11 protein-coding genes are annotated in these 11,898 nt (G+C 46.5%); all 11 read left to right on the forward strand.

The features are described 5' to 3' along the window. The first annotated feature begins 179 nt into the window (after positions 1–179). The 11 genes from AM231_RS03005 (at position 180) to AM231_RS03055 (ending at position 11,493) form a co-directional block, all read left to right on the forward strand. Positions 180–1,472 (forward strand): SPFH domain-containing protein, encoded by a 1,293-nt coding sequence (locus AM231_RS03005; protein ID WP_054401293.1) that lies wholly within the window; start codon positions 180–182, stop codon positions 1,470–1,472. Between the two features lie 19 nt (positions 1,473–1,491). Then, positions 1,492–2,250, forward strand: a complete 759-nt coding sequence (locus AM231_RS03010) for a hypothetical protein (RefSeq protein WP_054401294.1) — start codon at positions 1,492–1,494, stop codon at positions 2,248–2,250. A gap of 24 nt (positions 2,251–2,274) precedes the next feature. After that, a complete protein-coding gene (locus tag AM231_RS03015) occupies positions 2,275–3,006 on the forward strand; it encodes a hypothetical protein (RefSeq protein WP_054401295.1) in 732 nt (243 codons plus the stop codon). Positions 3,007–3,046: 40 nt separating this feature from the next. Next, on the forward strand, positions 3,047–3,700 hold the full coding sequence (locus AM231_RS03020) for a hypothetical protein (protein ID WP_054401296.1): 654 nt from the start codon (positions 3,047–3,049) through the stop codon (positions 3,698–3,700). Positions 3,701–3,965: 265 nt separating this feature from the next. Further along, a complete protein-coding gene (locus tag AM231_RS03025; protein ID WP_053489372.1) occupies positions 3,966–4,403 on the forward strand; it encodes an ACT domain-containing protein in 438 nt (145 codons plus the stop codon). A 56-nt stretch (positions 4,404–4,459) separates the two neighbouring features. Continuing rightward, a complete protein-coding gene (locus AM231_RS03030) occupies positions 4,460–5,746 on the forward strand; it encodes a homoserine dehydrogenase (protein ID WP_053489371.1) in 1,287 nt (428 codons plus the stop codon). An 81-nt stretch (positions 5,747–5,827) separates the two neighbouring features. Next, positions 5,828–6,901: a threonine synthase gene (thrC, locus tag AM231_RS03035; protein ID WP_054401297.1), complete on the forward strand. Its 1,074-nt coding sequence runs from the start codon at positions 5,828–5,830 to the stop codon at positions 6,899–6,901. Continuing rightward, complete coding sequence (gene thrB / locus AM231_RS03040) at positions 6,898–7,866, forward strand: homoserine kinase (protein ID WP_054401298.1); 969 nt, start codon at positions 6,898–6,900, stop codon at positions 7,864–7,866. Before thrC ends, thrB begins: the two co-directional genes overlap by 4 nt. Then, positions 7,863–8,750 (forward strand): prephenate dehydratase, encoded by an 888-nt coding sequence (gene pheA, locus AM231_RS03045; RefSeq protein WP_054401299.1) that lies wholly within the window; start codon positions 7,863–7,865, stop codon positions 8,748–8,750. The genes thrB and pheA overlap by 4 nt, the downstream gene beginning before the upstream one ends. Further along, on the forward strand, positions 8,751–9,635 hold the full coding sequence (gene ilvE, locus AM231_RS03050; protein WP_053489367.1) for a branched-chain-amino-acid transaminase: 885 nt from the start codon (positions 8,751–8,753) through the stop codon (positions 9,633–9,635). 163 nt (positions 9,636–9,798) lie between these two features. Continuing rightward, complete coding sequence (locus AM231_RS03055) at positions 9,799–11,493, forward strand: LysM peptidoglycan-binding domain-containing protein (protein WP_054401300.1); 1,695 nt, start codon at positions 9,799–9,801, stop codon at positions 11,491–11,493. Positions 11,494–11,898 lie beyond the last annotated feature (405 nt).

An 11,898-nucleotide genomic window follows, 5' to 3' on the forward strand; every position in this document is an offset into this window, starting at 1 on the left:
ATCGCAGTTATGAAATGCGGACATCATCCAGTCAAGTTAAAAGGCAGTTCTAATAGCATAAATACATTTCCAAAATTTGCATCCATTTCTCGGCTAAATCGTATACAATAGTAGTACAATAGTACCTTAATCTTAGATCATCTGGATGGAAGGAACCGTGCATAAAGGAGAGTAGAAATATGGCTATTATTGAGGTTGTAAAATACGAAGGGCCACCTGATGTGTTTGCTTGGCGGTATCCGAACAAAGAATTAGGCACCTGGACCCAGCTCATCGTGCATGAGACGCAGGAGGCTATCCTGTTTAAGGGCGGCCAGGCATTGGATTCATTCTCTGCAGGACGGCATACGCTGAGTACGGCCAATATACCGATTTTATCCAATGTAATCAATCTACCTTTCGGAGGGAAGTCTCCGTTTACGGCTGAAGTATGGTTTGTGAATAAGCTGCGTTCTCTTGATGTAAAGTGGGGAACCAGTTCTCCGATCCAGCTTCAAGATCCGAAATATAACATCATCGTATCACTTCGAGCGTACGGCCAATTTGGTGTTCAGATCAGTGATCCGCGAAAATTTCTGGCAACCATGGTGGGCACGCTGCCAACCTTTGACCAAGGTACCCTCATCAAGTACTACCGTGGTGTACTGATGTCTAATATTACGGAGATCATCTCCTCTTATATTGTTCGCAAAAAAATCAGCGTGGTCGAAATCAATGCATACATAGCGGAAATATCGAAGCACATCATGGAAGCGATTGCGGCTTCATTTGAAGAGATGGGCATTTCTCTACTGAATTTCTATGTCGATTCCATCAATATACCGGAGAATGACCCGGCAGCTATTAGAATCAAGGAAGCGTTAGCAAAAAAAGCCGAGATGGATATCATCGGCTATACCTATCATCAAGAAAGAACCTTTAATACGCTTGAAGGTGCAGCGAAGAATCCAAGCAGTCCGGCAGCTGTGATGGGAACGGGGTTAGGTATGGGACTTGGGATGGTTGGTCCCATGCACGATACTGTCAGCAAATTGTTTGAAGACAAGAACGATGTGCACACAAAGCAGAAAGCATGCACGAAGTGCGGGACACTGAATGGGGAGGAAGCGAGATTCTGTTCGAGCTGCGGTCAGTCGCTTCAGGCACAGGTAGAAGAACAATCAGAGGAAGCGATCCTGTGCAATGATTGCGGAAATGCTCTGCCTCGAAATGCAAAATTCTGCCTTCATTGCGGAGATCCATATCATGCGTGTCCTAAGTGTGGTTATGACCATCCGGCAGGAGCGGTCGAATGTCCGGGGTGCGGCTCACAGCTTCCTATGCCTTGTCGCGAATGTGGTGAATTGGTAGATGCTGATGCTAAATTTTGCCCCAGCTGTGGATCTAGCCATTCGCTTGCGTGTCCTGAATGTAATCATGAGATTAAATCGGGCCAGAAGTTTTGTATGGAGTGTGGCCATAAATTGATGTAAAGCGAAAGTGGGGAATTGAGTGATTACACGAACCGCAGGTCATAATGGATTAAGACTGGCAACCGTAGTGCTCCCGATCGTAACCATTCTCCTGTTCGGAGTACTAGGCGGATTGAGCCAACTCATTGCTTGGATATCGGGCATAGCTCTTGGATGCGTCGAGGCAGCTATTCTCGTATTTATTAGTAGAGTGATTGAGCGGCGCAAGTCGTCCCTATCCGGGGCACCATTTTATATTGCATCCGGCGTTATTATTGGGATCTATGCAGTTTCCGTCATTTTGGAAGTCATTCTGTTAGGATATTTATTTAGTCTGCCTGTTTCATCCTATGTTCTTATTCAATTGATTACAGTATTGGGATTTTCTCTTGCTCTTGGTCTAATCGCTGGGGCAGGGAAATATGCAGGAACTATGAGTCAAAAGGAAAACGATCAACTTGCAGCAAAGAGGGAAACAGTGGACTGGATCGTTTTGATTCGAAAAAGAATTCATCAGTTGCAGGATGCGGAACTGCAAGCGTTAGAGCGGCAGATGGTTGAACTTGAGGAAACGCTTCGCTACAGTGACCCGATCTCACACACTTCATTATTTGAAGTGGAGCAAATAATCCGGCAAAAAATCTCGCTGCTAGAGGATCAGGTGACGCTGATCGGGGAATTCCAAACGGGACAGCGGAGTGAACAGATAGAGCAAACCGCTCATATAATCAGGGATACTCTCAGAACAGTGCAGGATCGCAACACGACACTACTGAAAGCAAAAACGGGCTCAACCTAAAGCAGATGATAGAGGGGATAGAATATGGGAGCTTCTTATCCGAAGCGCTTCAAATTGAGTTTCACAAACTGGGATTATCTTATTACCGGAGTGGCTGTTGTGTTTTTTCCGCTGGCTATTGTGCTCGCGGCTATTCGGGTGCTGGTCACCCATCGGCATAATAGTTGCAAGGGAAGGAATAATCGGCTTTTTGGCTGGGTGCTGATAATTACTTATGGGGTCATAGAATTTCTAATGATTATTGCAACGATAGAAGATGGGGATGTGGAAGGCCTCTATTCAGCTTCCTTCGTATTTGGAATTATCATACTGATTCCGGCTATCATCATGCTGCTGATTGCCAGAAAAGAAGACAAGAAATTTAGCGGTTTGCTGCAATTCTATATCAATGCCATTACGCAAAAAGGTCTGCTCCGCATTGACTATATCGCTCAGGAGGCAAGGCTAACAGAAGAACATGCCATTCGTGATATAACGTTCATGTTCGAAAAGCGTATACTCCCGAATGGAAGGATTGAAGACGGGATGGTGATTATACCATCCATGAGTAGAAGAACAGAATCCCCTAACCAGGGAGAGTTTGTTTCGCGTAGAGGCCAACAAGTTCAGTATTCTTTAGGCACTGAATCCACACTTCGGGATCTAGCTGATTCAGCTCCGAAGTCTGTGGAGTGTCCCGGTTGCGGGGCCAGGACGGTGGTTGCGCAGGTTGAGGGGAAAGAATGCGAGTATTGCGGTACCGTGATCGTTGCTTAACATGTGAAATTCATAGTAAACCAGACTAGGAGACCTTTGCATGAGTGTTCCGTCAAAGCGTTATAGAGTACAATTTTCCCGCTTCGATTATTTTATTATTGGATTCACGTATGTGTTTTTTCCATTGGCACTGATGATCGCGGCATTTCGTATCCTGCCTACGCAACGACATCATCCTTATCAAGGGAGAAACATGAGGCTGGTCGGCTGGTCACTGTTCGGCTCTTACATCATTTGCTTCATAATCTTTTTACTGGCGATCGAAACCAGTGAAGAATTTCTAAATGATAATCTAACATTGGCGTTGTGCTTATTAGTTCCCGCGATCGGTTGTCTAGTCGCTGCTGATCTGGCAGACAAGAAATTTCAGAAACTCATGGGAGTTTACAAGGAGTCAGTCTTGCAGCAGCGCTTGGTTTATATTGAGCATATTGCGTTTGCTGCGCATCAGTCTCCGGCTCATGTGACCCGGGATTTGAATTTTATGATGAAGGAACGCATGCTTCCGTATGGAGAGATTGTGAATGGTGAGCTGATCATCAGGTCATTGCATAGAGAGCCGGTAACACCCCTTGAGAATCAAGAAGATATCGAGGTGCAGTCGGTAGAATGCTCCAGCTGCGGTGCCAGAACTGTAATCTCACGGAATGAAGAAAAAGAGTGCGAGTACTGCGGCACGATGATTGTTGCTTAAATAGCAGTGAGCTTTAAAGGCATTTATGATTGTTCTATGGGGCAGTCTTCGAATACCGGAGGCTGCCTTTTCATGCGATTGCACGCGAATATTAGAGTTAATAACGATGAGTTCTGTTGGGAATTGCGATATAGTATAGACAGTAGGATTGTACGGGACCATTTGGATTTGATAAAAAACAGGACATTTATGTATTGCCCTCACTTCATATATCCAGTATAATGTCCACTATACGAATACAGTAGTCTTTGAGGAGAGGACGTTTGTGAAGGAACGCTACTATCTGGTTCGGGAAGACATCCTTCCCGAAGCTGTAGTTAAAACGATGCAAGTGAAAAAGTTGCTGGCATCGGGAGACGTGAGAACGGTCCATGAAGCCGTTGAGCAGGTCGGACTTAGCCGCAGTGCTTTTTATAAGTACAAAGATGGTATACACCCCATCAATCAACTTGAGCGTGATGAAATCGTAACGATTTCTATCGATATGGAGCATCGTTCCGGCATGCTGTCCGAGGTGCTCGGACAAGTGGCTGGCGAGGGCGGTAATGTGCTTACCATCCATCAGAGTATTCCGCTGCAAGGCATCGCAAATGTTGTGATCTCAGTGGAAGTCTCCCGGCTTAATGAGGAGCTGGATGATCTGCTCGATGGATTGAGGCGAATAACCGGAGTTCGAAAAGTGCAGATGATAGGGCAAGGATAATAAATAAAAATCAGATAATGATATCCATTTGATAGGATACAGGAGGTAGTATATTAATGAAACCGGTCAAAGTAGGATTGTTAGGATTAGGAACCGTGGGAACTGGGGTTGTTCGCATCGTAGAGGGGCACCAAGAGGATTTGAGCAGTCAGGTTGGTTCGCCGATTACGATCGAGCGTATCGCGGTAAAGCATTTGGAGAAATATCGTAGTGTTAATGTTGATCAGAGCAAGTTGACGGAAGATCCATGGGCGGTCATCCGTGACCCGGAGATTGACGTCATCGTGGAAGTGATGGGCGGGATTGAGCAGACGAAAACCTACATTCTTGAGGCGCTTGAACGCGGCAAGCATATCATCACCGCCAATAAGGATCTGATGGCCCTGCATGGTGCCGAAATATTGGCTAAGGCACAAGAGAAACAGTGTGATGTATTCTATGAGGCTAGCGTTGCTGGCGGCATTCCTATAATTCGGACGCTCATTGAAGGATTCTCATCGGATCGTATCATGAAAATCATGGGGATCGTGAATGGTACGACCAACTTTATTCTTACCAAAATGAGTCAGGAAGGCGCCTCTTATGAGGATGTATTGGCAGAAGCTCAACAGCTGGGATACGCAGAAGCTGATCCGACCTCTGATGTGGAAGGATTAGATGCGGCCCGCAAAATGGCGATACTTGGTACGCTGGGCTTTCGCTCTAATGTCGAGCTGCAGGATGTTTCTGTTAAGGGAATCTCGCAAGTATCCAAAGAGGACATTGCCTATGCTAAGCGCTTAGGCTATGAAATGAAGCTTCTTGGCATCGCTGAGCGCGATGACGATGAATTTAGCATTAGCGTACAGCCTACGATGGTCCGCCAAGGACATCCGATCGCATCCGTAAATGGCGTGTTTAACGCGGTTTACGTATATGGAGAGGCTGTCGGCGAAACGATGTTTTATGGAGCAGGCGCCGGAGAAATGCCAACCGCTACATCCGTAGTCGCTGATCTGGTCGCCATCATCAAGAATATGAAGCTGGGCGTTAACGGCCTCAAAGCCATCGTTCCCTACAAGCCGAAGAAGCTCAAAACAGATGAACAAATCATGTACAAGAACTTCATACTGCTTCATGTGGATGATAAAGCGGGTGTGCTTGCCCAGATTACCCAGGTGTTTGCCCAATATCAAGTCAGCTTGGAATCTGTAGTTCAACAGCCGAATGAGCATAATCCGGATGCGGAAATTATCATCGTCACACACCATGCGAGCAAAGCCAGTATGGATGAAGTTCTGAATCATTTTGAGGGCATGGAAGTTATTCGGCGGATTAAGAGTGTTTACCGTGTTGAAGGATAAGGAGTTTTGATCCGTTTCCATAAAACAGATTGTATTATGACATTATTTATAATTCTTGATTAGAAAAGGAGAACATGAGAGATGCCATATGAAGGATTGATTCAAACCTATAGAGAATACCTGCCGGTTAATGAGAACACCCCGCTTCTAACTCTTAAAGAGGGAAATACCCCTCTAATCAGAGCAGTTAATCTGTCGGAGGAGCTGGGGATTGATCTGCATTTTAAATTCGAAGGACTTAATCCTACAGGTTCCTTTAAAGACCGTGGTATGGTAATGGCTGTTGCAAAAGCAATGGAAGAAGGAAGCCGTACGATTATGTGCGCCTCCACAGGGAATACTTCTGCAGCTGCAGCTGCTTACGCTGCTCGCGGTGGACTTAATTGCATCGTGATCATCCCGAACAATAATATTGCCCTAGGCAAGCTTGCTCAAGCGATGATTTATGGCGCCAAGGTTATTGCGATTGAAGGCAACTTCGACCGCGCGCTGGAAATCGTTCGTGAGATTACGGCCAAACATCCGATTTCGTTGGTGAACTCGGTGAATCCTTATCGAATTGAAGGCCAGAAAACGGCTGCATTTGAGGTCGTGGACCAGCTTGGAAAAGCTCCGGACGTACTGGCTATTCCGGTCGGCAATGCGGGGAATATCTCTGCTTACTGGAAAGGATTTAAAGAGTACCATGCAGCTGGCAAAGCTTCCTCTTTACCTAAAATGCTTGGATTTGAGGCGGAAGGCGCAATGGCGATCGTTAAGGGAGAGCCTATTCCGAATCCTGAAACCGTGGCAACAGCTATCCGTATCGGGAACCCGGCGAGCTGGAAAACAGCCGTAGCCGCCGCAGAGGAATCCGGTGGGCAGATTAACTATGTCACAGATGAAGAAATTCTGGCTGCTTACCGCAAAATTGCTTCCCGTGAGGGAATTTTTGCCGAGCCAGGATCGGCTGCCTCGATTGCAGGTGTATATAAAATGAAGCGCGAAGGATATTTTAAAGGTGGGGAATCCGTGGTTTGTGTATTGACAGGACACGGTCTGAAAGACCCTAATATCGCCATTTCTACCGTGAATGCAGAACCACTTGTTGTATCTGATACAGAATCAGCAGTAATGGACGCTATTGCCAAGCTTGAAGGGACTGCCCAGGTATGAGTTTGTCCCAAGGTGTTCGGGTGAAGGTTCCGGCCAGTACAGCTAATTTGGGACCCGGATTCGATACGCTCGGCATGGCATTGTCTCTGTATTCATGGATTGAGATGAAAGCATCGGAGAGAACCGTATTCCATCTTCATGGCGATGAGATGGGCGGTCTGCCGAAGGATAAGAGCAACCTGATTTATAAGGTGGCCCAGATGGTATTTGAAGAAGCGGGACAAGCCGTACCGGAGCTCGAGATTTCCATGTATTCCGAGATTCCGCTTACCCGCGGTCTTGGCAGCAGTGCATCGGCGATTGTTGGCGCGCTGGCGGCAGCCAACGCTCTGATCGGTTCGCCACTGCCGGATTCCAAGCTTTTTGATATGGCGACCAATCTTGAGAAGCATCCGGATAATGTGGGGGCTTCTTTATTCGGCGGCATTATTACAGCTGTATGGGATGGTACCCATGCAGATTATATGCGCATTGAACCTCCAGCTAATCTCGGAACGCTTGTGGTCATCCCTCATTTTGAGCTGGCGACATCCAAAGCAAGAGAAGCGCTGCCAGCCCAGGTCAGTTTAGCCGATGCTGTATATAATATTAGTCGGTCCTCCTTAATGGCCGCCGCGCTTTCGGCAGGCAGACTGGACTTGATTCGAACTGCAATGAAAGATCGGGTTCATCAGCCATACCGGGCGCCGCTTGTGCCGGGGATGTCCAAGATTTTGGACGAAGCGCCTGACCACGGAGCACTCGGCATCGCGCTTAGTGGAGCGGGCCCGGCGATGATTGCGCTTGTAGACCGGGATGAACCGCGGGTACAAGAATTGAGCGCGTATCTGGTGGAGACAATGAAGGCGGAAGGAATCGTGTCTTCGTGCTACTCATTGAATCCGGTGGCTGAAGGTGTCCAACTCTTGGATGATATCAATAACAGATCTTTTTTGGATATGATTAGAGGGGAAGTTACTGCATGAAAAAAATAGCCTTGTTGCCCTCAGGATCGGTATCTCATGAAGCGATACTTTATCTTCTTAACGGTGAGCCAGTGGAGTTTGTACACCACAAACTGATCTCTGATGTATTTATGTCTACAGTTGAAGGAAAAAGCGATTATAGTGTAATCCCGATTGAGAATACCATCGAAGGTTCAGTCAGTCTGCATATGGATTGGCTGGTCAATGAAGTGGATCTGCCGATGCAGGCGGAGTGGGTTTACCCTTCTATTCAGAACCTGATCGGGAATGCTGCCGAATTCCGTTCAAGTGACGGAACGATGGATTACAGTAAAATCAAAAAGATCTGGTCTCACCAGGTTGCAACAGCCCAGTGCCGTCAGTTCCTTGCGAAGGCTGCGCCGCAGGCTGAGTTAGAACAAGTGGGCAGCACCTCCGAAGGTGTTAAAATCGTCAAGGAGAATCCAGGTCAGGGTTGGGCGGCAATCGGGACTTCACTTGGTGCGGCTACTCACGGCTTAAATGTACTTGCTGAGCGTATTACCGATCATGATAACAATTACACCCGATTTGTGCTGATCGGACGTGAGCCGATTTCAGTTAATCGTTCGCCGGAACAGATTAAGACCAGCATTCTAGTGACGCTGCCGGAGGACGTGCCGGGGGCGCTGCATCAGGTGCTTTCCGCTTTTGCTTGGCGGCGCCTGAACCTGTCACGAATCGAATCCCGTCCGACGAAGAAGAAGCTCGGTAACTACTATTTTTATATTGATGTGCTGGCTGCCGCGGATTCTGTTTTATTGGTCGCCGCTATGGGTGAGATCGAAGCGCTGGGATGTTTGGTTCGTGTGCTGGGTTCTTATCCCGGTTATGCATACGAAAGCGAGAAATTGGAGGTTAAGTAAATGTCAGAGCAATGGATCTATCTTGATGGAGAATTGGTCACAAAAGAGAATGCTAAAGTATCCGTGTTTGATCATGGATTTCTGTATGGGGACGGCATATTCGAAGGTATTCGGATATATAACGGCAATATCTTTAAGTGCAAGGAACACTTGGACCGGCTTTACGACTCCGCCAAGTCCATCGATTTAGTTATTCCTCTGGCTTACGAAGAGCTGCTGGAGGCTATGGCCGAAACCATTCGACGCAACGATATGCGAAACGGATACATCCGTATTGTAGTATCCCGTGGTGCCGGTAACTTGGGACTGGATCCGCGGCGTTGTCCTAAACCAACCGTATTGATCATCGTGGAACAGTTGGCGATTTATTCTGAAGAGGCGTATTTAAATGGATTAAAGGCCGTATCCGTAGCTCAGCGTCGTAATATACCGGATGCGCTTAATCCGAAAATCAAATCCTTGAACTACTTGAACAATATCCTTGTGAAAATCCAATCCAACTTTGCGGGAGCGGATGAAGCGATCATGATGAACGCACAAGGCTATGTGACGGAAGGCTCGGGGGACAACATTTTTATCGTAAAAAATGGTGTGGTCACCACGCCTCCATGCTATCTTGGTGCACTTGAAGGCATTACACGTCAAGCCATTATTGATTTATGCGACAAACTTGGCATTAAACTGAAGGAAGAGCCTTTTAGCATGCATGATGTATATATTGCGGACGAAGTCTTTTTTACGGGGACTGCTGCCGAAGTTATTGCCGCTCGTGAAATTGATGGTCGCATTATCGGAAAAGGGCAGGCTGGGCCAGTTACACTTCAATTGCTTGAAGAATTCCGGAAAATTGTAGATCAAGACGGTTATAAAGTATGGGAATCTTGATGGCACAGGACAGCTAAATAATGGGCTTTACCAAACCTTTCATCGACATGAAAGGTTTTTTTTTGCCCAGAGGGATGTCAATCGCCTATTCCGTGCATAGGATGTAGTAACGAAAGCAGGCGAATAACATGATGCCTAGAAGAGTGTAGGAGGTTTTAGCGGCGTGAAGATACACATCGTCAAGGAAGGCGAAACCCTATATGAGCTGTCCAAGAAATACAACGTTCCATTGACAAAGCTCATCGATGCAAATCCTCAGCTGGTGGATCCGAATCAGCTTGATGTCGGTGCCAAAATCAAGGTACCAACAGAGCCTGTTCTGGTTCCTGGCGGAGGCCAGCCCATTATCCATAAGCATTCGGTGAAGCAAGGAGATTCTCTCTGGAAGTTATCGAAAGCATGGGGAGTAACTTTGAAGGAAATCATTGATGCCAACCCACAGCTTAAAAATCCGAATGCACTGCTGGTGGGAGAGGTCGTAAACATTCCTTCATCTGGTACACATATGGAATCAGACATGGACGGGGATTCAATGAGTGGCAGCAGCGGCTTAGCTCCGGGCAAGAAGAAACCTGGAAGCAAGGATTACACCGGGGTTAAGAAGGAAGAGACAGCGCCGATCGAGCAACCACCTGTTGTTATTCCTGAGGTTAAGGAGCCAGAGCCGCCGATTTTGCCAAAGCTCCCTGAGATTTCACCGTTTCCGGAGGAACCTAAAAAGTTCGAGCCCGAGTTTAAACCGGAAATATTGCCTGAAATTAAAAAGCCGATCATTATGCCGGAGACCAAGAAACCAGAGATCATGCCAGAAATCAAGAAACCCGAGATTATGCCAGAGATTAAGTTACCAGACGTTATGCCGGAATTTAAAAAGCCTGTCATCTTGCCCGAATTCAAACCCGAATTCAAACCACCTTATAAACCTGTCGAGCCGGAATATACGTTTCCTGTTAAGACCATGCCATTACCCCATCCAATCCATCCTATTGCTGAACCATGCCCGCCATTTATGGAATTGCCAATCCATATGATGCCGCATCCATGCCCTGAGTTTCCTAATAAAATGGGGCCTGCCTTTGCGATGCCGTCGTTTGGTTATCCTGAAGGTCCGTGCGGCTGTCATGAATCTCATCCTGGTAAAGCGGTTCATCCGTATCATCATATACACCAGGAAGCGATGCCAGCCACCTATAGTGAAGGTTGGGGAAATCCAGCTTCAGCATACCCGGGTATTTCTGAACAGCCTATAAGTCTGGAATATACCCAATTTTCTGTCACACAATCATATACCGGTAATATGGCTTCCGACTACCATCCATATCCTGAGCAGCATCATCAAGCAATGACATATGGTTTTGTGCCATCTCCTTGTGGCTGTCATGGAGGAGAAGTAAGTCCGTACTATAATATGCCCCCTCAAGGGTATCCACAATACGGGCATCATTCATATGACCCTGGTATGGCAGCGCCCTATCAACCATGGCAGGGCGGAATGGATTACAATGAAAACATGCACAACCCGCCTTCTGGCTTCATGGAGACACAAGGTGGATACCCACAGTTTGTAAATCCATACGAACCGAACTGGAATGACCGGCAACAAAATGATGAACAGTTTGACTCATCACTTAACTCTTTGGCTTCCTTTGATACGCAGCAAACCAATTTGAATATCAGCAGCGATGTTGAGGACGATTCCGTTTCCAGCGGAGACGCTGATGTCGAGGAGACTCCTAAAGCGAAAGCTAAAGTACATCGCCAAGAAGCAAATAAAATAAGAACAGCAGTCAAGAAGCCACGTAAGCAGCAATCCTCTACATCAAAAAGAAAGCATCACAACCCTTGGATTAAGGCATAAACAATAAGTCGATCGTCTGGCCATTGCAAAAACAAAAGGGGAGCTGCTCCAGTCCCCTTTTGTTTTTGTATGTTATAATAGCCTCTATATTAAATAGCAAGTAAATTGCTAAATGATAGAGCAACATCAATTGGAATAATTTATGTATTGCTAACAACTCAAAATATATGGTACATTATAAATCCGGTCGCGAAAGCAACATTGCGGCAGGAAAGAGGCCGAGTTAGAGAGAAAATGAAACACAAAAAACCTTCTAAAAAAACCTCTTGCATTATCGAAACAAACATGATATATTATAAGAGTTGCTGATGCGAACGAGATTCGCCGGCAACGAAGAAGTTGATCTTTGAAAACTGAACAACGAGTGAGTAAAACGGACCGCTTAGGCGGGACGTTGAAATAGAG

The organism is Paenibacillus solani (assembly GCF_001277345.1).
In the GTDB taxonomy this organism is placed as follows: domain Bacteria; phylum Bacillota; class Bacilli; order Paenibacillales; family Paenibacillaceae; genus Paenibacillus_AQ; species Paenibacillus_AQ solani.